20 protein-coding genes and 1 pseudogene are annotated in these 21,120 nt (G+C 69.7%); 16 read left to right on the top strand and 5 right to left on the bottom strand.

The features are described from left to right. The first annotated feature begins 7 nt into the window (after positions 1 to 7). The 7 genes and pseudogenes from ICW72_RS08910 to ICW72_RS08880 all read left to right on the top strand — a co-directional run bounded on the left by ICW72_RS08910 (position 8) and on the right by ICW72_RS08880 (position 5,527). Positions 8 to 250, top strand: coding sequence for a sulfurtransferase TusA family protein (locus ICW72_RS08910; protein WP_184386484.1), 243 nt, complete (start codon positions 8 to 10; stop codon positions 248 to 250). Beyond that, a pseudogene (locus ICW72_RS08905) lies at positions 247 to 1,175 on the top strand (histone deacetylase family protein). Before ICW72_RS08910 ends, ICW72_RS08905 begins: the two are co-directional and overlap by 4 nt. 84 nt (positions 1,176 to 1,259) lie before the next feature. After that, the gene (locus ICW72_RS08900; RefSeq protein WP_191086197.1) at positions 1,260 to 1,523 is read left to right on the top strand and encodes an exodeoxyribonuclease VII small subunit; all 264 of its coding nucleotides are present in this window, start codon (positions 1,260 to 1,262) and stop codon (positions 1,521 to 1,523) included. Positions 1,524 to 1,537: 14 nt separating this feature from the next. Beyond that, positions 1,538 to 2,458, top strand: a complete 921-nt coding sequence (locus tag ICW72_RS08895) for a polyprenyl synthetase family protein (RefSeq protein WP_223880931.1) — start codon at positions 1,538 to 1,540, stop codon at positions 2,456 to 2,458. Next, positions 2,458 to 4,383, top strand: coding sequence for a 1-deoxy-D-xylulose-5-phosphate synthase (dxs, locus tag ICW72_RS08890; RefSeq protein ID WP_191085863.1), 1,926 nt, complete (start codon positions 2,458 to 2,460; stop codon positions 4,381 to 4,383). Before ICW72_RS08895 ends, dxs begins: the two co-directional genes overlap by 1 nt. A 4-nt stretch (positions 4,384 to 4,387) precedes the next feature. Further along, positions 4,388 to 5,125 carry a TlyA family RNA methyltransferase gene (locus ICW72_RS08885; RefSeq protein ID WP_191085862.1) on the top strand — a complete coding sequence of 246 codons (738 nt, stop codon included), beginning with the start codon at positions 4,388 to 4,390 and terminating at the stop codon, positions 5,123 to 5,125. Positions 5,126 to 5,179: 54 nt separating this feature from the next. Further along, positions 5,180 to 5,527, top strand: coding sequence for an FKBP-type peptidyl-prolyl cis-trans isomerase (locus ICW72_RS08880; protein ID WP_191085861.1), 348 nt, complete (start codon positions 5,180 to 5,182; stop codon positions 5,525 to 5,527). On the opposite strand, the gene uvrB is transcribed toward ICW72_RS08880, so the two are convergent. Next, on the bottom strand, positions 5,524 to 7,743 hold the full coding sequence (uvrB, locus tag ICW72_RS08875) for an excinuclease ABC subunit UvrB (RefSeq protein ID WP_408639225.1): 2,220 nt from the start codon (positions 7,741 to 7,743) through the stop codon (positions 5,524 to 5,526). The two genes, ICW72_RS08880 and uvrB, sit on opposite strands and share 4 nt — an antisense overlap. 146 nt (positions 7,744 to 7,889) lie before the next feature. Between uvrB and ICW72_RS08870 the strand changes: the two genes are divergently transcribed. Genes ICW72_RS08870 through ICW72_RS08860 form a run of 3 tightly spaced genes read left to right on the top strand, consistent with a single transcriptional unit; the run spans position 7,890 to position 11,720 of the window. After that, a complete protein-coding gene (locus ICW72_RS08870) occupies positions 7,890 to 9,410 on the top strand; it encodes a glucan biosynthesis protein (protein WP_191085859.1) in 1,521 nt (506 codons plus the stop codon). Beyond that, positions 9,398 to 11,251: a glucans biosynthesis glucosyltransferase MdoH gene (gene mdoH, locus ICW72_RS08865; protein ID WP_191085858.1), complete on the top strand. Its 1,854-nt coding sequence runs from the start codon at positions 9,398 to 9,400 to the stop codon at positions 11,249 to 11,251. Before ICW72_RS08870 ends, mdoH begins: the two co-directional genes overlap by 13 nt. A 31-nt stretch (positions 11,252 to 11,282) precedes the next feature. Beyond that, positions 11,283 to 11,720, top strand: a complete 438-nt coding sequence (locus ICW72_RS08860) for a PRC-barrel domain-containing protein (protein ID WP_191085857.1) — start codon at positions 11,283 to 11,285, stop codon at positions 11,718 to 11,720. A gap of 49 nt (positions 11,721 to 11,769) precedes the next feature. Here the strand turns inward: ICW72_RS08860 and ICW72_RS08855 are convergent, their stop codons facing one another. Further along, complete coding sequence (locus tag ICW72_RS08855) at positions 11,770 to 12,294, bottom strand: helix-turn-helix domain-containing protein (RefSeq protein WP_191085856.1); 525 nt, start codon at positions 12,292 to 12,294, stop codon at positions 11,770 to 11,772. A 749-nt stretch (positions 12,295 to 13,043) separates the two neighbouring features. On the opposite strand from ICW72_RS08855, the gene wecB reads away from it, so the two are divergent. The 3 genes from wecB to ICW72_RS08840 all read left to right on the top strand — a co-directional run bounded on the left by wecB (position 13,044) and on the right by ICW72_RS08840 (position 15,872). Then, positions 13,044 to 14,225: a non-hydrolyzing UDP-N-acetylglucosamine 2-epimerase gene (gene wecB / locus ICW72_RS08850; protein ID WP_332308990.1), complete on the top strand. Its 1,182-nt coding sequence runs from the start codon at positions 13,044 to 13,046 to the stop codon at positions 14,223 to 14,225. Further along, positions 14,222 to 15,463 (top strand): UDP-N-acetyl-D-mannosamine dehydrogenase, encoded by a 1,242-nt coding sequence (gene wecC, locus ICW72_RS08845; protein WP_191085854.1) that lies wholly within the window; start codon positions 14,222 to 14,224, stop codon positions 15,461 to 15,463. The genes wecB and wecC overlap by 4 nt, the downstream gene beginning before the upstream one ends. Positions 15,464 to 15,560: 97 nt before the next feature. Further along, positions 15,561 to 15,872 carry a hypothetical protein gene (locus tag ICW72_RS08840; protein WP_223880930.1) on the top strand — a complete coding sequence of 104 codons (312 nt, stop codon included), beginning with the start codon at positions 15,561 to 15,563 and terminating at the stop codon, positions 15,870 to 15,872. A gap of 4 nt (positions 15,873 to 15,876) precedes the next feature. Here ICW72_RS08840 and ICW72_RS08835 read toward each other — a convergent pair whose 3' ends face one another. Together ICW72_RS08835 and yajC are read right to left on the bottom strand one after the other, a co-directional pair. Further along, positions 15,877 to 16,746, bottom strand: a complete 870-nt coding sequence (locus tag ICW72_RS08835; protein ID WP_191085853.1) for an alpha/beta fold hydrolase — start codon at positions 16,744 to 16,746, stop codon at positions 15,877 to 15,879. A gap of 13 nt (positions 16,747 to 16,759) precedes the next feature. Continuing rightward, the gene (gene yajC / locus ICW72_RS08830) at positions 16,760 to 17,095 is read right to left on the bottom strand and encodes a preprotein translocase subunit YajC (protein WP_191085852.1); all 336 of its coding nucleotides are present in this window, start codon (positions 17,093 to 17,095) and stop codon (positions 16,760 to 16,762) included. A 140-nt stretch (positions 17,096 to 17,235) separates the two neighbouring features. On the opposite strand from yajC, the gene ICW72_RS08825 reads away from it, so the two are divergent. Genes ICW72_RS08825 through ICW72_RS08815 form a run of 3 tightly spaced genes read left to right on the top strand, consistent with a single transcriptional unit; the run spans position 17,236 to position 19,633 of the window. After that, positions 17,236 to 18,075 (top strand): ATP-binding protein, encoded by an 840-nt coding sequence (locus ICW72_RS08825; protein WP_191085851.1) that lies wholly within the window; start codon positions 17,236 to 17,238, stop codon positions 18,073 to 18,075. Beyond that, positions 18,072 to 18,677, top strand: a complete 606-nt coding sequence (locus tag ICW72_RS08820; protein WP_223880929.1) for a pyridoxamine 5'-phosphate oxidase family protein — start codon at positions 18,072 to 18,074, stop codon at positions 18,675 to 18,677. Before ICW72_RS08825 ends, ICW72_RS08820 begins: the two co-directional genes overlap by 4 nt. Then, positions 18,674 to 19,633, top strand: a complete 960-nt coding sequence (locus ICW72_RS08815; protein ID WP_223880928.1) for an MBL fold metallo-hydrolase — start codon at positions 18,674 to 18,676, stop codon at positions 19,631 to 19,633. Before ICW72_RS08820 ends, ICW72_RS08815 begins: the two co-directional genes overlap by 4 nt. 224 nt (positions 19,634 to 19,857) lie before the next feature. On the opposite strand, the gene rnd is transcribed toward ICW72_RS08815, so the two are convergent. Then, positions 19,858 to 21,030 carry a ribonuclease D gene (gene rnd / locus ICW72_RS08810; protein WP_191085849.1) on the bottom strand — a complete coding sequence of 391 codons (1,173 nt, stop codon included), beginning with the start codon at positions 21,028 to 21,030 and terminating at the stop codon, positions 19,858 to 19,860. Positions 21,031 to 21,120 lie beyond the last annotated feature (90 nt).

Raw genomic sequence — 21,120 nt, 5'->3', positions numbered from 1 at the left:
TGCATGAATGGGAGAGACAACGACCATCCTCGACACGCGCGGCATGACCTGCCCCATTCCCGTGCTGCGGACGAACAAGGCCCTGCGCGGCATGGCCCCCGGCGCCACATTGACCGTGCTGGCCACCGACCCCGCGGCGCTGAAGGACTTCCCGGCCTATGCGGAGGAGACGGGCCACACCCTGCTCTCGGCCGAGACGGGTGCCGATGGGGTGCACCGCTTCGTCCTGCGCCGGAAGGCCACGCCATGAGCGTGCTGCTGCTGACCCACCGCGACGGGCTGCTGCACGAGATGGGCGAGGGCCACCCCGAATGCCCCGACCGGCTGCGCGCCGTGCTCCAGGCGCTGGAGGCCGAGGAGTTCGCCGGCCTCATCCGCGACGAGCCGGACGAGGCCACCTATGAACAGCTCGAACGCGTCCACCCGCCCGATTATGTCGCGGCCATATTGGGCGTGCGCCCCGCGCCCGGCGAATATGTGGCGCTGGATGCCGACACGGTGATGTGCGCGGGCAGCGCACGGGCCGCGCTGCTGGCGGCCGGCGCCGCGGTGCGGGCGGTGGACGAGGTGCTGGGCGGCCATGTGCAGCGCGCCTTCTGCGCCACCCGCCCGCCCGGCCACCATGCCGAAAGGCGGAAACCCATGGGGTTCTGCCTCTTCGCCAATGCGGTCATCGCCGCCCGCCACGCCCAGGCGGCGCATGGGCTGAGCCGGGTGGCCATCTGCGATTTCGACGTGCACCACGGCAATGGCAGCCAGGATTGCGTCTGGGAGGATCCGAGCATCCTCTTCGCCTCCTCGCACCAGATGCCGCTCTACCCCGGCACCGGGGCGGCGGAGGAGCGGGGGCGGGCAACATCTTCAACGCGCCCCTGCCGCCGGGCGCCGATGGCGCGGCCTTTCGCGCGGCCTGGTCGGAGCATCTGCTGCCGGCCATCGAGGCCTTCCGGCCGGAATTGCTGGTGATCTCGGCCGGGTTCGACGCCCATGCGCGCGACCCGCTGGCCCAGCTGCGCGTGACCGAGGCGGATTTCGCCTGGCTCACGGCCGAGTTCTGCGCCCTGGCCGGGCGGCATTGCGGCGGGCGCATCGTCAGCCTTTTGGAAGGCGGCTATGACCTGCCGGCGCTGGCGGTCTCGGCCGCCGCCCATGTGCGGGGATTGTTGCGGGACTGATGTCAAAACGATGAAGGCTTTGGGTTCGCGTCAGGCGGCATTATAGTGCAATAGGGTTGGGAGAAGGTCATGTCGGTCGAGCGGATGGTAGGCGAGCGTGCTGTGGGTGCCGGTGAGGCACGGGAACGGGACATCGCCTCCCTCTCCTTCGAGGAAGCCCTGACCGAGCTGGAAACCATCGTGAAGTCGCTGGAGGGCGGCCGGGCCACCCTGGCCCAGGCCATCGCGGAATATGAACGCGGCACGGCGTTGCGCCGGCATTGCGAACAGAAGCTCTCCGAGGCCGAGGCCAAGGTGCAGGCGGTGGTCGAGGGCAAGGCCGGGCTCGTCCTGCGGAATGTGGAATAGGAATTCGGGTTCGCATGAACATGGTCCCGGCGGGTGCATCCGCCCTTGATCTGCCCGCCGCCATGGCGGCGGCGGCCGCCGAGATCGACGCGGCGCTCGATGAGGTTCTTCCCCGGGTGGAGGGTGACGAGGCGCGGCTCTTCGACGCCATGCGCTATTCCACCATCGGCGGCGGCAAGCGGCTGCGCGGCTTCCTGGTGCTGGAGGGCGCCAAGCAGTTCAACGTGGCCCGCAGCGCGGCGCTGCGCGTGGCCTGCGCCATCGAGATGGTGCACGCCTACAGCCTGATCCATGACGACCTGCCGGCCATGGACGATGACGATTTACGCCGCGGCAAGCCCACCAACCACAAGGCCTTCGACGAGGCCACCGCCATCCTGGCCGGCGATGCGCTGCAAAGCCACGCCTTCACCGTGCTGGCCGCCGAAGCGACCCACCCCGACCCCGCCGTGCGCATCGAGCTGGTGCGGATGCTGGCGCACGCCGCCGGCCCGCGCGGCATGGTGGGCGGGCAGATGCTGGACATCATGGCCGAGCAGTCGGGCGGCGCGCTGGACGAAAGCGCCATCGGCCGGCTGCAGCTGCTCAAGACCGGCAAGCTGATCGAGTTCTCGGCCGAGGCGGGTGCGGTGCTGGGCAAGGCCGCCCCCTCGCAGCGCCAGGCGCTGGCCGCCTATGGGCGGGAGCTGGGCGCGGCCTTCCAGATCGCCGACGATTTGCTGGACGCCACCGGCACCGCCGAGGAGGTGGGCAAGGCCACCGCCAAGGATGCCGGGGCGGGCAAGGCCACGCTGGTGGGCCTGCTCGGCCTCGAAAGGGCCCGGTTGCAGGCCGAACGACTGGTCGCGCAGGCGCGCGACCACCTGGATGGATTTTCCGAGCGGGCGGACATGCTGCGCGCGCTCGCTGATTTCGTGATCGCGCGGAGGAATTGATGCAAGACCGTCCTGCCACCCCGCTGCTGGACCGGGTCCGCGTCCCTTCCGACATGCGGAATTTCTCCAGCGAGCAATTGCGCCAGCTGGCCGACGAGTTGCGTGCCGAGACCATCAGCACCGTCTCCGTCACCGGCGGGCATCTCGGCTCCTCGCTGGGCGTCGTCGAACTGACGGTCGCCATCCATGCGGTGTTCGACACGCCGCATGACCGGCTGATCTGGGATGTCGGCCACCAGTGCTATCCGCACAAGATTTTGACGGGGCGGCGGGACCGCATCCGCACGCTGCGCCAGGGCGGGGGCCTGTCGGGCTTCACCAAGCGCAGCGAAAGCGAATACGACCCCTTCGGCGCGGCGCATTCCTCGACGTCCATTTCCGCGGGCCTCGGCATGGCGATCGCGAGCGCGTTGCAGGAGAAGCCGCGTAACGTCATCGCCGTCATCGGCGATGGATCCATGTCGGCCGGCATGGCCTATGAGGCGATGAACAATGCGGGGGCCGAGAAGGCCAACCTCATCGTCATCCTGAACGACAACGACATGTCCATCGCGCCGCCCGTGGGCGCGATGAGCGCCTATCTGAGCCGTACCATCTCCTCCCGCCCCTTCCTCTCGGTGCGGGACTTCGTGGCCAAGATGGCGAAGAACTTCCCGGGCCCGATCGAGCGCGTGGCCAAGCGCGCCGACGAATATGCCCGCGGCCTGCTGACCGGCGGCACGCTCTTCGAAGAGATGGGCTTCTACTATGTCGGCCCCGTGGACGGCCACAACATGGACCACCTGCTGCCCGTGCTGCGCAACCTGCGCGACACCGGGCACAAGGGCCCCTTCCTGGTCCATGCCGTCACGCAGAAGGGCAAGGGCTACGCGCCCGCCGAGACCAGCGGCGACAAGTATCATGGCGTGCAGAAATTCGACGTCATCACCGGCGAGCAGCAGAAGGCCCCGCCCGGCCCGCCCGTCTACCAGAAGGTGTTTGCCCAGGCGCTGATCGCCGAGGCCGAGGCGGATGAGCGCATCGTGGCCGTCAACGCCGCCATGCCCTCGGGCACCAGCCTCGACATGTTCGCCAAGCGCTTCCCGGAGCGCTGCTTCGACGTGGGCATCGCCGAGCAGCACGCCGTCACCTTCGCCGCCGGCATGGCGACCGAGGGGCTGAAGCCCTTCTGCGCCATCTATTCCACGTTCCTGCAGCGCGGCTACGACCAGGTGGTCCACGACGTGGCGCTGCAGAACCTGCCCGTGCGCTTCGCCATGGACCGCGCGGGCCTGGTGGGCGCCGATGGCGCGACCCATGCGGGCAGCTTCGACATCGCCTATCTCGGCTGCCTGCCCGGCTTCACGCTGATGGCGGCGAGCTGCGAGGTCGAACTCGCCCACATGATCGCGACCATGGCGCAGATTGATGATGGCCCCTCCGGCGTGCGCTATCCGCGCGGCGAGGGCTTCGCGCTGGAGCCGTTGCCCGCGCGCGGCACGCCGCTGCCCATCGGCAAGGGGCGGGTGGTGCGCGAGGGCAGCAAGATCGCCCTCCTCTCCTATGGCGCGCGGTTGCAGGAATGCCTGAAGGCGGCGGATGAGCTGGCCACCTATGGCCTGTCCTGCACGGTGGCCGATGCGCGCTTCGCCAAGCCGCTCGACACCGCGCTGGTGGAGCAGCTGGCCAAGCACCATGAGGTGCTGATCACCATCGAGGAAGGCAGCCTGAACGGCTTCGGCGGCCTGGTCATGCACCATTTGGCGCTGAAGGGGCTGCTGGACCATGGCCTCAAGTTCCGGCCGATGACGCTGCCGGACATCTGGATCGACCATGACAGCCCGAAGAAGCAATACGACCTGGCCGGGCTGAACGCGCCGCATATCGTGGCGATGGCGCTGAGCGCCCTGGGCAAGGAGGCGCTGGCCGTTCCCGCCAGCGCCTGAGAACTTGGCGAAGCAACGCGCCGATGTGGCGCTGGTGGAGCGCGGCCTCGCGGAAAGCCGCACCCGCGCCCAGGCGCTGATCATGGCGGGCCTCGTCTATTCGGGCGAGGCGCGCATCAACAAGCCTGGCGAGACCATCGCCGAGGGCCGCCCGCTGGAGCTGCGCGGGCAGGATCACCCCTGGGTCTCGCGCGGGGGTGTGAAGCTGGCGCACGGAATCGTGCATTTCGGCTTTGATGCCGCGGGGCGGGTGGCGCTGGATGTGGGCGCCTCCACCGGCGGCTTCACCGATGTGCTGCTGCACCATGGCGCGGCGCGGGTCTATGCGGTGGATGTGGGCCACGGCCAGCTCGCCTGGAAGCTGCGCAACGACCCGCGCGTGGTGGTGAAGGAGCGTGTGAACGCCCGCCACCTGACCGCCGAGGACATCCCCGAACACATCACCGCCCTGGTCTGCGATGCCAGCTTCATCGGCCTGCGCGTGGTGCTGCCGGCGGCCATGGCCCTCTGCGCGCCCGGCGCCTGGGCGGTGGCGCTGATCAAGCCGCAATTCGAGGTGGGGCCGGCCATCGCCAAGGGCGGCGTGGTGCGCGACGCGGCGGTGCATGAGGCCGTCTGCGCCGAGATCGCCGCCTGGTGGGCCACCCAGCCGGGCTGGGTGGTGCGGGGCGTGGAGCCCTCGCCGCTGCTGGGGCCGGAGGGCAACCGCGAATTCCTGATCGGGGCGGAGCGGGTGGGCTGACCAAGCCGCCCCTACCCGCTATGCCGGTGCGACATTTTCCTGAAAGGCTGCGACATGACGCTCAAGATGGATGATCTGGTGAAGGGCGAGGGCGCCATGGCGCTCGCCGGCAAGGAGGTCTCGGTCCACTACACGGGCTGGCTGTTCGACGCCTCGGCCGAGGACAACAAGGGTGCGAAGTTCGACAGCAGCTTCAACCGCGGCGTGCCCTTCAGCTTCACCCTCGGCGAAGGCCGCGTCATCGCGGGCTGGGACCGTGGCGTGGCCGGCATGCGCGTGGGGGGCCAGCGCCGCCTGACCATTCCGCCCGAGATGGGCTATGGCGCGCGCGGCGCCGGCGGCGTGATCCCGCCCAACGCCACGCTGGTCTTCGACGTGGAACTGCTGGAAGTCTCGGGCTAAGGCCCTTTCCGGCCGCGCTTGCCCTTCTTGGGGTCATAGCCGCCCCCGCCGGGCCCCATGGGCTTGGGCTTCCAATCCTTCTTGGGGGTGGCCTCGCGCAAGGACCGCCCGGCCTCGTTGGGGGCCAGGGCGGGCAGGCCGAGATCGAGGGCCTCCAGCCGCTTGATCTCGTCGCGCAGCCGCGCCGCCGTCTCGAATTCGAGGTCGGCGGCGGCGGCGCGCATGCGGCGTTCCAGCTCCGCGATGCTGGCGCGGAGGTCCTTGCCCACGAAGTCGGCGCTGGTGTCGCCCTCCACCGCCTCGACGGTGACGTAGTCGCCCTGGCTGATGTCCTTGAGCACATCGCTGATGCCGCGCCGGATGGTGGTGGGCGTGATGCCGTGCTCGGTGTTCCAGGCGATCTGCTTGGCGCGGCGGCGCTCGGTCTCCTCCAGGGCGCGCTTCATGCTGTCGGTCATGCGGTCGGCGTAGAGGACGACGCGGCCCTCGGCGTTGCGCGCCGCGCGGCCGATGGTCTGGATCAAGCTGGTGGTGCTGCGGAGGAAGCCTTCCTTGTCCGCATCCAGGATGGCCACCAGCGCGCATTCGGGAATGTCGAGGCCCTCGCGCAGCAGGTTGATGCCGATGAGCACGTCGAAGACGCCGCGGCGCAGGTCGCGGATGATCTCGATGCGCTCCAGCGTGTCCACGTCGCTGTGCAGGTAGCGCACGCGCACACCCATTTCCGTCAGGTATTCGGTCAGCTGCTCGGCCATGCGCTTGGTCAGCACGGTCACCAGCACGCGGCCGCCCTGGCTGGCCACCAGGCGCACCTCGGCCAGCAGGTCATCCACCTGGCCTTCCACCGGGCGGATTTCGCAGACGGGGTCCACGAGGCCCGTGGGGCGGATCACCTGCTCGGCGAAGACGCCGCCGGTGCGTTCCATCTCCCAAGGGCTGGGCGTGGCGCTGACGAAGAGGGTCTGGGGGCGGAAGCTGTCCCACTCCTCGAACTTGAGGGGGCGGTTGTCGGTGCAGGAGGGCAGGCGGAAGCCGAAATCACTCAGGATGATCTTGCGCGCATAGTCGCCCCGATACATCCCGCCGATCTGCGGGACCGTGACATGGCTCTCGTCCACGATCAGCAGCGCGCCCTCGGGCAGGTATTCGAACAGGGTGGGCGGCGGCTCGCCCGGGTTCCGGCCGGACAGGTAGCGGCTGTAGTTCTCGATCCCTTTGCAGGAGCCCGTGGTCTCCATCATCTCGATGTCGAAGGTGGTGCGCTGGTCGAGGCGCTGGGCCTCCAGCAGCTTGCCCTCCGCCTCCAGTTCCGCCAGCCGCTCCTTCAGCTCCACCTTGATGCGCTGGATGGCCTGGGTCAGCGTGGGGCGCGGCGTGACGTAGTGGCTGTTCGCGTAGATGGAGAGCTTCTCGAACTCGCCGGTGATCTCGCCCGTCAGCGGGTCGAATTCGCGCAACCCGTCAATCTCGTCGCCGAAGAGGGAGATGCGCCAGGCGCGGTCTTCCAGGTGGGCGGGCCAGACGTCCAGGTTCTCGCCGCGCACGCGGAAGGTGCCGCGCTGGAAGGCGGCGTCATTGCGGCGGTATTGCTGCTCGACCAGGCCCTTCACCAGCGCGTCGCGGCCGATGGTGCCGCCCTGCTCCAGCTTCACCACCATGTTCGAATAGGTCTCGACCGAGCCGATGCCGTAGATGCAGGACACGGAGGCCACGATCACCACATCCCGCCGCTCCAGCAGCGCCTGGGTGGCGGAATGGCGCATCCGGTCAATCTGCTCGTTGATCTGGCTGTCTTTTTCGATATAGGTGTCGGTGCGCGGAACATAGGCTTCCGGCTGGTAGTAGTCGTAGTAGGAGACGAAGTATTCCACCGCGTTGTCGGGGAAGAAGGACTTCATCTCTCCATAGAGTTGCGCCGCCAGCGTCTTGTTGGGCGCCAGGATCAGGGTGGGGCGCTGCACCGCCTCGATCACCTTCGCCATGGTGAAGGTCTTGCCCGAGCCGGTGACGCCCAGCAGCACCTGGTCTCGCTCGCCCTCCATCACGCCGCGCGTCAGTTCCGCGATGGCGGTGGGCTGGTCGCCGGCCGGCTCCAGGGTGCGCTTCGTGCCATCCGCCTGCTCCACCTCGAAGACGCAGCGCAGAGGCTTCCCCCCTTCCGGCATGGGCTGACGGATGGGTTGAAAGAGCACGGGAGCGACGTGGTTCATGGACATGGATATGGGGCGCGCCCGCGAAAGGGCCAAGTCATGTCGCAGTGCAACCTCTGGGAGGGAAGGGGCGTTCAGGGCGTGCCGGTGGCTGAGCTTGAGCTGACCACCGGCGCCCAAGGAACCTCGCCATGCCCCGTCCCGCCTGAGCCATGCAACGTCGCACGCTTCTCCTGGGCGCCGGCCCGCTGGTCGTCACGCCCTTCGCCGCGAGCCCCGTGGCGCAGACCGCGCCGCCCCCCGCCGTCACCGCCCCCTTCACCGCCGACAAGGTGACGGAGCTGGCGCGCGACCTTTCCACCCGCGCCCCCCGCCCGCGCCAGGCCGACCTGCCGCGTCGCTTCGCCGATCTCGACTATGACGGCTATCGGCGTGTCCATTTCGACGCCGAGCAGGCGATGTGGCGGGCCGATGGCCTGTCCTTCCAGCTGCAGCCCCACCATCGCGGCTTCCTGTTCCGCGAGAAGGTGATGCTGCATGAGGTGGTGGGGGAGGAAATCCGCCCCATCCCCTACCAGGCGTCGCAATTCCGCTTCGAGGGTGTCGAGGCCCCCGCCGAGAATGAGGATCTCGGCTTCGCGGGCTTCCGCCTGCTGGCGCGCCTCAACCGTCCCGACCATTTCGACGAGGTCTGCGTCTTCCTGGGCGCCAGCTATTTCCGCGCGGTGGGGCGCGGGCAGGATTACGGGATTTCCGCGCGCGGGCTCGCCATCGGCACCGCGTCGGCCGCCGGCGAGGAATTCCCCGCCTTCACCGAGTTCTGGATCGAGCGCCCGGTGCCGCATGCCAGCTCCATCCGCGTGCACGCGCTGCTGGAGAGCGACAACGTCACCGGCGCCTATGTCTTCGACATCATGCCCGGCGACACCACGCTGATGCAGGTGCGCGCCACCCTGTTCCCCCGCCGCGACCTGCCGCGCGTGGGCATCGCGCCGGGCACCAGCATGTTCTTCTTCGGCCCGCACGCGCCGGGCGGCGGGATGGATTTCCGGCCCGCCGTGCATGACAGCGACGGGCTGATGATGCGCAGCAGCCATGGCGAGCAGATCTGGCGGCCGCTCACCAACCCCGGCACCTTGCAGGCCAGCGGCTTCCGCGACGAGAACCCGCGCGGCTTCGGCCTGATCCAGCGCCGCCGCGGCTTCGCCGACTACCAGGACCTGGAGGCGCGCTATCACACGCGGCCCGACCTCTGGGTGGAGCCCTTGGGCCAATGGGGCCCGGGCGAGGTGCATCTCGTGGAAATCCCGACGCGCTCGGAAATCCATGACAACATCTATGGCGCCTGGGCGCCGCAGGCCGGGCTGGTCGCGGGCCGGGCCGCGGAATTCCACTACCGCCTGCATTGGCGCGGCCGCTCGGAAGACGGGGCGGTGCTGCGCTTCGCCTCCACCCGCATGGCGGATGCCGGAAATGGCGCGCGCCGCTTCGTGCTGGACACCACGCCGCTTGCCCCGCTCGGCGCCAGCGCCGATGCGCCGCCCGAGGTGATGGTGGACAGCAGCCCCGGTCGCGTGCGCGACATCGTGCTGCAACCCAACCCCGAGACGCGCGGCTGGCGCCTGGCTTTCGTCATGGAACCTGGCCGTGCCTCGCTGGTGGAGCTGCGCGTGCGGCTCATGCGGGGCGAGACGGCGCTCTCCGAGACCTGGCTCTACCGGTGGACGGCCTGATCCCCCGCGCGGAGGCGCTGCCGCCGGAAGCGCCTCTCGCCATGCCGGTGCACCCGCTGGCCCACCGGCCGGAGGCGCCGCCAGCGCCCCATGACCAGAGAATGGGCGATATCCGAATCGGCCTGCGTCGCGCGCTCGTTTTCGGCAGCACGATCATCCTCACCGTCTTCGCCATCCACGAGATGTGGGAGGTGCTGGACGATGCGCGCTGGACCTCGCTCGGCGCCATCATGACGGCGCTGTTCGGGATGCTGTTCTTCTGGATCGCGCTGTCCTTCACCAGCGCGCTGGCGGGCTTCCTGGTCATGCTGCACCGGCCCCGGGCGGAGCGCCCCGAGGCCCCGCCGCGGGGTCGCACCGCGCTGCTCATGCCCATCTACAATGAGCCTGTGCCGCGGATGGAGGTGGCGCTGACCGCGCTGCGCGCCTCGCTCGACCAGGCCAGGGTGGCGCACCTCTTCGACATCTTCATCCTGAGCGACACGCGCGACCCCGAGGCGCGCGCGGCGGAATGGGGCGCGGCGCGGCGCCTGCGCGAATTGCCGGGCGCCGCGGTCTATTTCCGCTGCCGCGAGGAGAACACCCACCGCAAGGCCGGCAACATCGCCGAATGGGTGCGGCGCTTCGGCGATGCCTATGGCCAGTTTCTCATCCTCGACGCCGACAGCCTGATGGAGGCGGAGACGCTCGTCGCCATGGCCGCGCGCATGGAGGCCGAGCCCCGCATGGGCCTGCTCCAGACCCTTCCCATGCTGCATGGGGGGCGGACGCTGTTCGCTCGCCTCCAGCAATTCGCGGGGCATGTCTATGGGCCGACGCTGGCGCATGGTCTTGCCTGGTGGACGGGGGCGGAGGGCAATTACTGGGGCCACAACGCCATGATCCGCACCCGCGCCTTCGCGGAGGCGGCAGGGTTGCCCGAGCTGCCCGGCCGCAAGCCCTTCGGCGGGCAGATCATGAGCCATGACTTCGTGGAGGCCGCGCTGCTGCGCCGCGCCGGCTGGCAGGTGGTCTTCGACCCCGCCCTGGGCGGCAGCTGGGAGGAGGGGCCGCCCACCTTGCCCGATTTGTGCGTGCGTGACCGGCGCTGGTGCCAGGGCAATCTCCAGCACGCGGCCGTGATCGGCGCGCCGGGGCTGCACCCGGTCAGCCGGCTGCACATGGCGCAGGGCATCTTCGCCTATGTGAGCGCGCCGCTTTGGCTCGCCTTCCTGCTGATCGCGCTGATGGTGGGCGTGCAGGCACGCTTCGTGCGGCCGGAATACTTCCCCGCCACCCCGGTGCTCTTCCCGCAATGGCCGGTGATCGACGCCGAACGGGCGCTGGCCGTCTTCGCCGGCACCATGGCGCTGCTGCTGGCGCCAAAGGTCATGGGGGCGGTGGCCTTCGCGCTCTCGCCCGAGGGGCCGCGGCGCATCGGCGGGCAGTTGCGCCTGCTGGGGGGGCTGGTCTTCGAGATCATTCTCTCGGCGCTGCTCTCGCCCATCACCATGGTCACGCAGATCCGCCAGCTCTGGGCCATCCTGCGCGGGCGGGACAGCGGGTGGGAGTCGCAGCGGCGCGACGCCGGCGCCTGGGCGTGGCGTGAGGGCTTTCGCTTCTCGCGCGGGCATGTGGTGCTGGGGCTGATCCTCTTCGCCATCGCCTACGCCATGGAGCCGATGGTGGCGGCCTGGATGTCGCCCGTGCTGGCCGGGTTGCTGTTGGCGCCGGCGCTGGTGGGATGGACCTCTGGCGAGGCCGGACGGGCAGCCCGGGCTTTGCTGGAGACGCCGCCGGAGGCCCGGCCGACCCCCGTCCTGCGGCTCGCGGAGGCAACCCGTTTGGCCTCAGGGCGTTGATCCGACAGTGAGACATAACGGAGAAAACGCCATGAGTGACAATCCTCGCAGCACGACACCCGGCGCCGCCTATGGCGACGTGGCACGTGACGAGACCCATACCCTGATCTCCTCCTACAAGATCGAGGGGACGAGCGTTTACGATCCCAACCGCCAGCACCTCGGCTCGATCCACAGCGTGATGATCGGCAAGGAAGACGGCAAGGTCGCCTATGCGGTCCTGACCTTTGGTGGCTTCCTGGGCCTCGGGTCGCGCTACTACCCGATCCCCTGGTCGGAACTGACCTATGTGCCCGGGCAGGATGGGTATGTGACCTCGTTGACCGAGGCGCAGCTGACCGGCGCGCCGAGCTACGACTCCTATGACGAGGCGGGCTGGGGCGACACCGGCTGGCGTGGGGCGGTGGACCGCCACTATGTCTCGCCTGGCACCGCGACGCGGACGCTGGGTGGCAGCGGCCGGATCTGATTCGGAACGGGGCCAGGGGATTTCGATTCCCTGGCCCTTTTCTTGACCTTCAGCCGCCGTTGCCGCCGCCGGTCGGGTTGGTCGAGGCCATCATGCGGGCCACGGCCAGGATGGCATTGCGGTTCTTCGGATCGCCGATGGCGCTGAAGAGCTGGATCAGTTCCAGCAGGTCTTCTCCGGTGGAGGCTTCGGCGGAAATGACCGGGACAGGTTCCGGCGCGGCCGACTCCAGCAGCACATCCGGCCGAACGCCCAGGGCCTCGGCAATGGCGATCATGCGGCTGGCGGCCACGCGGGTGGCGCCGGTCTCATAGCGGTGCAACTGCGCGCCCGTGACGCCGACGGCGCTGGCCAGTTCCTTCTGGGTCATTCCGCGGGAACGGCGCAGTTCCCGCACCTTGCGTCCCAGCGCCGAGTCGCTGGGCATGGGCGCGCGCACGCGGGCGGGTGCGGATGCGTCCATCTCCTCAACCTCGATGCGGGACGGGTTGTCGCGTGCGGGACCGCCACCAGAGCCGGCCGTCGTCCTTCCGGCCATGGTGGTGCCGGAGGGAAGATTCATGCGCCCGTCCATTTGGATTCCCATAAACATGTTCCCTTCCACGTGCGCAGCGCTTTCAGGGCGATCGCACGGAGTCGCTATAGGGTCTGACAAGGAAGTTCTGGTTGATGTTGAACGCAACAATAAGAAATGCGGTTGCATCATAATTTTCTCGATACGTGACGATATACCACGGGTCACTAACCGCCAACCTTCCGCTTTTTTTGCCGCGAAGAGAGGCCCGATATCTGTTTTTTGAGAACGCCCTTGGAAATTTTACTTCGTGCTGGGCAATTCGGCTGAGCACTTAAAAAGCTGAGCTGTGGCTGGAGTGGCGAGCCACCGCAGATCTGTTGGCTGTGGTTGAACGTCGCGACGATAAGCGAAATGCGTGGTTGGTGGCAATCGGTGCAAATGCGAACTCGACGCAACTCGCCGTGGCTCTGCCGGAGCTGCGCCATCTGGCGGCGATAATCAATTGCGCTATATGCAGCATATTTATCTGTTTCATGCAAATTTTTTCCGCATGGGCATCCCTTGGCGTGTATTTTCCGTCACGCATCCTTCATCGCCAAGGGCATGATCAAGAGGGACGGGTCCCGGTGCGGATTGGCGCCTGCCCGTGGATGCGGTCCCACCCCTCCCGAATTGTGGCCAAGGAAGTGAACAAGCTCCCCGCCTGACGTCCCCGGCAATACACGCCATTCCATGCCGAAATCTCTCTCGCACAGGTCCTTGATCGTGCGGATTTCGATGGAGAATGCTCCCCTACATCCATTACTTTGACAGCAACCTGGAGTCGTTGGGGGTCTCGGCAGGACACGGGAGGGCTGATTCATTTGCGTGTCCTGACCATCTTGGGTACCCGCCCCGACGCGATCAAGCTGGCCCCGGTGGTGCAGACACTGGCCGCGACACCTGGAGTCGCTTCTATTCTGTGCGTCACGGGGCAGCACCGATGGATGCTCGACCAGGTGCTGCAGGTCTTTGGTCTGGTGCCCGACCATGACCTCGACATCATGAAACCCGGCCAGGATCTGACCCACGTCACCACCGCCGTGCTGAACGGGCTTGGCCCGGTGCTGGACCAGGCGCGGCCGGACTGGGTCATCGTGCAGGGCGACACCACCACCGCCCTGGCAGCCGCCCTCGCCGCCTTCTACCGCCATGCGCGCGTGGCGCATGTGGAGGCGGGGCTGCGGACGGGCGATGTCCTGGCACCCTGGCCCGAGGAGATGAACCGCCGCCTCATCGGCCAGATCGCCCAGCTGCATTTCCCGCCCACCGAAGCCGCGGCCGCCCATCTCCGCCGCGAGGGCATCGCGGAGGGGCGCATCCTCGTCACCGGCAACACCGTGGTGGACGCGCTGCACCAGGTCGCCGCGCGACTCGATGCGGACCCGGCGCAGGCGGCCCGCTTCGCGCGGGAATTCGCCTGGCTGGACCCCGCCCGGCGCCTCATCCTCGTCACCGGCCACCGGCGGGAGAGTTTCGATGGCGGCCTCGCCCGCATCTGCCGGGCGCTGGTGACGCTGGCGCGCCGCGGCGATGTGCAGATCGTCTATCCGGTCCATCCGAACCCGAGGGTGCGGGAGGTGGTCCAGTCCATGCTGGCGGAGAGCCCCTCCATCCACCTCATCCCGCCGCAGGATTATGTGCCCTTCGTCCAGCTCATGCGCCGCGCCCATCTGATCGTGACGGATTCGGGCGGCGTGCAGGAGGAGGCGCCGGGGCTGGGCACGCCCGTGCTCGTCACGCGCGAGGCGACCGAGCGGCCGGAGGCCATCGCGGCCGGCACGGCCCTGCTGGTCGGCACCAGCGAGGATGCGCTGGTGGCGGCCGCGACGCGCCTGCTCGACGACCCCGCCGCCCATGCCGCCATGGCCCAGGCCCGCAACCCCTTTGGCGATGGCGCCGCCGCCGGGCGCATCCTCGCCCGGCTGCTGGAGGAAGGCGCCCGATGACCCGCTTCAGCCGCGTCTGCGTCATGGGCATGGGCTATATTGGCCTGCCCACCTCCGCCGTCTTCGCCAACCATGGCCTGGAGGTGCTGGGCGTGGACGTGAAGCCCGCCGCGGTCGAGAGCATCAATCGCGGCCAGGCGCACATCGTGGAGCCGGAGCTGGACGTGCTGCTGCGCCAGGTGGTGCAGGCGGGCCGGCTGCGCGCGGCGCTCACGCCCGAAGCGGCCGATGCCTTCATCCTGGCCGTGCCCACCCCTTTCATGGCGGGCCATGCGCCCGACACCTCGCATATCGAGGCCGCGGCGCGCGCCATCGCGCCCGTGCTGGCGCGGGGCAACCTGGTCATCCTGGAATCCACCTCGCCCATCGGCACCACGGAACAGCTCTCGCGCTGGCTCGCGCAGGCGCGGCCGGACCTCACCTTCCCGCACCAGGCGGGCGAGCTGTCGGACATCCGCATCGCCCATTGCCCGGAGCGCGTGCTGCCCGGCCATATCCTGCGCGAGGTGGTGGAGAATGACCGCATCATCGGCGGCCTCACGCGCAAATGCGCCCAGGCCGCGACGCTGCTCTATCGTGTCTTCGCCAAGGGGCAGATCCACCCGACCAATGCCCGCACGGCCGAGATGGCGAAGCTGGCCGAGAACGCCTTCCGCGACGTGAACATCGCCTTCGCCAACGAACTCAGCATGATCTGCGACAAGCTGCGGATCAATGTGTGGGAGCTGATCCGGCTGGCCAACATGCACCCGCGCGTGGACATCCTGCGCCCCGGCCCTGGCGTGGGCGGGCACTGCATCGCGGTGGACCCGTGGTTCATCGTCGCCGCCGACCCCGAGCGCAGCCCGCTGATCCGCACCGCGCGCGAGGTGAACGAGGCCAAGCCCGGCTTCGTCGTGGAGAAGGTCCGCCGCCATGCGGCTACGCTGAAGCAGCCCGTGATCGCCTGCCTCGGCCTCTCCTACAAGGCCGATGTGGACGATCTGCGGGAAAGCCCGGCCGTCACCATCGTGGAGGAGCTGGCGCGCGGCGGTGTGGGGGAGCTGCTGGTGGTCGAGCCCCATGTGAACGCGCTGCCGGAGAACCTGGCCAGTCTGGGCCTGCAGCTCTGGGATTTCGACCGCGCGACCGAGCGCGCGAACATCCTGCTGCTGCTGGTGGACCATGCCTCCTTCCTGACCGTGGATCACGACGTGGTGAAGGACAAGATCGTGGTGGACACGCGCGGCGCCTGGTGAGGGTGCCGCGCGGCTTCTCCCGGAACTGCAACGGAATGTCACACCGGGCGTTGCCCTGGCCGGAACGCACGTCGCGTCCCGCATCGGAGTTGCTGACATGACCCAGTTCAAGATCCTCGCCGCCGGCCTGCTGCTGCTGGGCGCGGCCTGCGCCCAGACCCCCGGCAACCCGCCCGGCACCGAGGCGAGCCGCGCCGCGGACCGCGCCGCGGGGACGAACATCTCGGGCGCCTACCCCTCGCAGCGCGACGGCACGCCCGGCAACCCGCCGGGCACCCAGGCCACGCGCGCCCTGGACCGCGCGGCGGGCACCAACACCTCCGGCGCCTATCCGGGCCAGGCCGATGGCACGCCGGGCAACCCGCCGGGCACGGCGGCCGGCCGCGCGCTGGACCGCGCGACTCGCTGAGGCGTCACGCCTTGTGAAGTTCCAGGAGGGCGGCGGCGAATTCCGCCGGCGCCTCCTGGGGCGGATTGTGGCCCACATTGACCAGGATGCGCCGGGTGAAGCCCGGCGCCACGCCGGGGCCGGGCGGATGCACGCCATCCGCCGCCCCGTGCAGGTCGAAGGCCGGCACGATGATGGGCGGCTTGCGCGCTAGGGCCGTCTCAATCGCCTCATGCGCCGGGTCGCCCGCCACCAGCCCGAAGCGGTGGCGGTAGGAATGCAGCGCCACCTCCACATAGTCCGGATTGTCCCAGTGCGCGGCACTGGCGGCGAATTCTTGCTCGGTGAAGTGCCAGCTGGGCGACCACATGCGCCACAGCAGATGGCCGAATTCACGGCGGTTGGCCGCCAGGCCGCGGGCGCCGCGTTCCCCATGCAGATAGTATTGATACCAGTAGCGCGCTTCGACCTCCGGTGGGCCGGGCTCGTTGGCGCGCGCGATGTCCTGAATGTTGTAGCCGGTGCAGGAGACGAGGCCCGCGCAGCGCGCCGGGTGCAGGGCGGCGACGATGCAGGCGGCCCGCCCGCCCCAGTCATAGCCCGCGAGCAGCGCGCGCGGGATGGCCATGGCGTCCATCAGCGCCAGCAGGTCCGACCCCAGCGCGCCCTGCGCGCCGGAGCGCAGCACGCCGGGTTTCAGCCGGGTTTGCCCATAGCCGCGCAAATGCGGCACCAGCACGCGCAGCCCGGCCTCGGCCAGGAGGGGCGCCACACCGTCATAGCAGCGCGCCGCATAGGGGAAGCCATGCAGCAGGAAGACGGGGGCGCCGCTGGCCGGGCCATGGGCCTCCACCGCCACAACCGCCTGCGGGGTCTCGACGGTGAGAAGCTCCATGGCGGGGTGGTCCTCAGCCCTTGGCGTCGTTCGCCGCCTCGGGGCGGATCACGGCGGAGATGGTGCCCCGCACCACGGTGACGCGCACGCCGTTCGCGATCTCGACCTCCACCTCGTCCGAGGTCTCCTTCACGAGCTTCACCTCGCCCAGGATGCCGCCCGCGGTCACCACGCGGTCGCCGCGCTTCAGCGCGCCCAGCATGGCCTTGTGCTCCTTCATCTTCTTCTGCTGCGGACGGATCAGCAGGAAATAGAAGACGACGAAGATGAGGATGAGCGGCAGAAGCTGCATCACGATGGCGCCAGCGCCGCCGGCGGCGTCCTGGGCGTAGGCCGGGGAGATGAACATGGGTCCTCGCAGGGGCGATGGGGGAGATGGAGAGGCCGCAACCTAGCCACCCGGCCCCCAGCGTCAAGAAGAGGGGGCGTCAAGGCAAGGCGTGCCGGCCCCCACTGGACTTGCGGCCGGGGCGGCGCTTCAACATCCGCATGGACGCTGAACTGCTGGCCCGCATCGCCGCCGCCCTCGAACGCCTGGCCCCGCCGCCCCCGCCGCCGCCGACCCTGGAGGGGGCCGATGCCTTCGTCTGGCACCCGCCCGCCCGGCTGCAGCCGGTGCCGGTGGTCAGCCGGGTGGACATCACGCTGTTGCAGGGGGTGGCGCGGCAGAAGGCGATCCTGCTGGAGAACACGCTGCGCTTCGCCCGCGGCCTGCCGGCCAACAACGCCATGCTCTGGGGCGCGCGGGGGATGGGGAAGTCCTCGCTGGTGAAGGCTGCCCATGCCGAGGCGAACGCCCAGCACCCGGGCAGCCTGGCACTCATCGAGATCCATCGCGAGGACATCCGCACCCTGCCCGAGCTGCTGAACCACCTGCGCGGGCAGGACCGCCGCGCGCTGGTCTTCTGCGACGACCTCTCCTTCGAGAAGGAGGACGCCGACTACAAGGCGCTGAAGAGCGTGCTGGATGGCGGCATCGAGGGGCGGCCGGCGAATGTCCTCTTCTACGCCACCTCCAACCGCCGCCACCTCATGCCGCGCGACATGATCGAGAATGAGCGCAGCACGGCCATCAACCCCGCCGAGGCGGTGGAGGAGAAGGTGTCTCTCTCCGACCGCTTCGGCCTCTGGATCGGCTTCCACAACTGCGACCAGGACACCTTCTTCGCCATGATCGACGGCTATGCCGGGGCGATGAACCTGCCGGTGGGCCAGGAGGAGCTGCACAAGGCGGCCATCGAATGGTCCGTCACGCGCGGCGGGCGGTCGGGGCGCGTGGCCTGGCAGTTCATCCAGGAGATGGCCGGGCGGCTGGGGGTGAAGGCGTGAAGTTCCTGGGCAGCCTGGAGGAGCTGCACGCCCTCTATGGCGTGCCTACCCCCGCCTCGACGCGCAAGGAGGCGCCGCGGATCATCCCCGAATACCGCCGCATCATCGAAGCCGCGCCCTTCCTGGCGCTGGCGACGGCGGGGCCGGAGGGGCTGGATTGCTCGCCGCGCGGCGACCGGCCGGGGCAGCTGGTCCGCATCCTGGACGACACGACGCTCGCCTTGCCCGACCGGCGCGGCAATGACCGGATCGACAGCCTGCGGAACATCCTGCGCGACCCGCGCGTGGCGCTGATGTTCCTCATTCCCGGCAGCGGCAATGCGCTGCGGGTGAATGGCACGGCGCGCATCACGGCGGATGCGGCGCTGTGCGAGAGCTTCACCATGGAAGGCCGCGCCCCGCGCAGCGTGGCCGTGATCAGCGTCGAGACGATCTATTTCCAATGCGCCCGTGCCGTGATCCGCGCGGCGCTCTGGGAGCCGCACGCCAAGCCCGACCTGCCCACCCCCGGCCAGATCCTGGCCGCGCTGACGGCGGGCGAGGTGGGCGGCGCGCGCTATGACAGCGAATGGCCGGAGCGCGCGGCCAAGACGATGTGGTGAGGCTCGGCCCCGCCACCCGCGACGCGCGCGGGCGCTTCCTCAACCCCGATGGCGGCCAGGCCTTCCAGCCGCTGCACCGCGTCGCGCGGATGCTGACCGAAAGCCGGGGCACCCCCTGGCCGCGCGACCTGCGTGATCCGCCGCAGCCCCCGCCGCCCGCCAGCGTGCCGGCGGGACAGGGGGCCTTCACCTTCCTCGGCCACTCCACCTTCCTGGTGCGGTTGGCGGATGGCACCACCCTGCTGACCGACCCCATCTTCAGCGAGCGCTGCAGCCCCTTCACCTGGATCGGCCCCCGCCGCGCCCGGCCGCCCGCCCTGGCGCTGGAGGAACTGCCGCGCATTGACGCCGTGCTGGTCAGCCACGGGCATTACGACCACATGGACCTGCCCAGCCTGCGCGCCCTGCACCAACGCTGGCAGCCGCGGCTCATCACGGGGCTGGGCCATGCCGAATTCCTGGCGCGCAACGGCGTGCCGGGCGCGGTGGAACTGGATTGGGGCCAGGCGGCGCCGCTGCCCGGAGGGCATCAGGCGACCTATGTGCCGATGCGCCACTTCTCGGCGCGCGGCATCCGCGACCGTGCGATGGCGCTGTGGGGCGGCTTCGCGGTGGAGGTGGCAGGCGGCGGCCGCTTCCTCTTCACGGGCGACACGGCGGCGGGCGGGCATCTGGACGCCATCGGCGCGCATTTCGGCGGCTTCGGCGCGGCGCTGATCCCGATCGGCGCCTATGAGCCGCTGTGGTTCATGCAGCATGTCCATATCACGCCGGAACAGGCGTTGGAGGCGCAGCTGCAATTGCGCGCCCGCACCGCCATCGCCATGCATTTCGGCACCTTCAAGCTGACGCAGGAGGGGATCGAGGAGCCGGCGCGGCGCCTGCTCGCGGCGCGGGGCGCGCAGGATTTCCGCGTGCCGGGCTTTGGGGAGACGCTGGTGGTCGGGCTGGGGTAGGCGCCGCAGGACTTGTGCTGCACCCCACCTGCCGACTCTCCCGCAGCGAGCCTGTCCAGGCGCGGAGCGCCTCTTCGCGCCCACCGGCCGCAGGGCGGCCGGCGCGCCCAGACCGCCCGGCCCACCAGCAGGCCCGCGCGCGGCGCGAAAGCCAAGCGGCCAGCGGCCGCGCCCGGCGTTTGAGGGCGTGAACAACATCGGCGCCCGGCGCCTGAGGGCAAAGACTAAGTCCTGATCAGCCGCACCCGCCGGCCCGCCACGCCCAGCGCCAGCCTGCCCTGCTTCAGTGCCAGCGCATCCTCGCCGAACACCTCGCGCCGCCAGCCGGCGAGGCAGCGCACATCGGGCTCCGCCTCGCTGGCGAGCCGCTCCAGATCCTCGGTGTCGGCCAGGAGCTTGGGGGCGACGTTGTGGGCCTCGGCGGCGGCGGCCAGCAGCACCTTCAGCAGCGCCACCAAGGCGGGCGAGGCGCCGGCGCCCTTGCGCGCCTCCAGCGGCTCCGGCAGGGCGTCATCGGGCAAGGCGCGCGCCTCGGCGATGGCCGCCAGCAGGCCGGCACCCGACTTGCCGCGCGCGAAGCCCTCGGTCACGCCGCGGGCGCGGGCCAGTTGCTCGGGGGTGGTCGGGGCGGAGGCCGCGAGCTCCAGCAACGTCTCGTCCTTCACCAGCCGCCCGCGCGGGATGTTCACGCGCTGCGCCTCGGCCTCGCGCCAGCCGGCGGCGGCGCGCAGCACGCCCAGGAAGCGGCGGTTGCTGGTCTTGGGCTTGAGGCGTTCCCAGGCATTCTCGGGGCGGGTGATGTAGGTTTCGGGCTCGGCCAGCGCGTCCATCTCCTGCGCCACCCAGTCGAGCCTTCCCTCGTTCAGCAGCTTTTCCCGAAGCTCCCGGTAGACGCGGCGCAGATGCGTCACGTCGGCGGCCGCATAGGCGATCTGCGCGGGCGAAAGCGGCCGGGCGGACCAGTCGCTGAAGCGGTGCGCCTTATCAATGGCGGCACCCGCGAGCGCGCGCACCAGGCTGTCATAGCTCGCCTGGTCGCCGAAGCCGGCCACCATGGCGGCGACCTGGGTGTCGAAGAGGGGCGTGGGCACGGCGCCGAATTTCAGCAGGAAGATTTCCACATCCTGCCGGGCGGCGTGGAAGACCTTCACCACGGCGGGGTCGGCCAGGAGTTCGCCCAGTGGCGCCAGGTCCATGCCCTCGGCCTGGGCGTCCACCACCGCGACCTCCTCCTGGCCCGCGAGCTGGACGACGCACAGTTCGGGCCAATAGGTGCGTTCGCGCATGAACTCCGTGTCCACCGTCACATAGGGTTCGGTGCGGAGGCGCTCGCAGAGGGCGGCAAGCTCCTCGGCGGAGGTGATGAGGCGGGGGGTGGGGTCGGTGCTGCGGGCCATTGCCCTTGCGTTTAGGGCCTCGCGGGCGGCGCGCAAAGTGCGCCCCGGCCGGTGGCTTGACTTCCCGCCGGGGGCAAGGCCCTTTGCCGC

Origin of the sequence: Roseococcus microcysteis (genome assembly GCF_014764365.1) — a bacterium.
Taxonomy (GTDB): domain Bacteria; phylum Pseudomonadota; class Alphaproteobacteria; order Acetobacterales; family Acetobacteraceae; genus Roseococcus; species Roseococcus microcysteis.
Note: the sequence above shows the minus strand (reverse complement) of the source record. Positions and strands in the feature narration are given on the sequence as shown.

Coding starts and splice junctions, on each gene's coding strand:
- ICW72_RS08910 (WP_184386484.1), top strand. CDS start 8: ATGGGAGAGACAACGACCATCCTCGACACGCGCGGCATGACCTGCCCC.
- ICW72_RS08900 (WP_191086197.1), top strand. CDS start 1,260: ATGGTAGGCGAGCGTGCTGTGGGTGCCGGTGAGGCACGGGAACGGGAC.
- ICW72_RS08895 (WP_223880931.1), top strand. CDS start 1,538: ATGAACATGGTCCCGGCGGGTGCATCCGCCCTTGATCTGCCCGCCGCC.
- dxs (WP_191085863.1), top strand. CDS start 2,458: ATGCAAGACCGTCCTGCCACCCCGCTGCTGGACCGGGTCCGCGTCCCT.
- ICW72_RS08880 (WP_191085861.1), top strand. CDS start 5,180: ATGACGCTCAAGATGGATGATCTGGTGAAGGGCGAGGGCGCCATGGCG.
- uvrB (WP_408639225.1), bottom strand. CDS start 7,743: ATGTCCATGAACCACGTCGCTCCCGTGCTCTTTCAACCCATCCGTCAG.
- ICW72_RS08870 (WP_191085859.1), top strand. CDS start 7,890: ATGCAACGTCGCACGCTTCTCCTGGGCGCCGGCCCGCTGGTCGTCACG.
- ICW72_RS08860 (WP_191085857.1), top strand. CDS start 11,283: ATGAGTGACAATCCTCGCAGCACGACACCCGGCGCCGCCTATGGCGAC.
- ICW72_RS08855 (WP_191085856.1), bottom strand. CDS start 12,294: ATGGACGGGCGCATGAATCTTCCCTCCGGCACCACCATGGCCGGAAGG.
- wecC (WP_191085854.1), top strand. CDS start 14,222: ATGACCCGCTTCAGCCGCGTCTGCGTCATGGGCATGGGCTATATTGGC.
- ICW72_RS08840 (WP_223880930.1), top strand. CDS start 15,561: ATGACCCAGTTCAAGATCCTCGCCGCCGGCCTGCTGCTGCTGGGCGCG.
- ICW72_RS08835 (WP_191085853.1), bottom strand. CDS start 16,746: ATGGAGCTTCTCACCGTCGAGACCCCGCAGGCGGTTGTGGCGGTGGAG.
- yajC (WP_191085852.1), bottom strand. CDS start 17,095: ATGTTCATCTCCCCGGCCTACGCCCAGGACGCCGCCGGCGGCGCTGGC.
- ICW72_RS08825 (WP_191085851.1), top strand. CDS start 17,236: ATGGACGCTGAACTGCTGGCCCGCATCGCCGCCGCCCTCGAACGCCTG.
- rnd (WP_191085849.1), bottom strand. CDS start 21,030: ATGGCCCGCAGCACCGACCCCACCCCCCGCCTCATCACCTCCGCCGAG.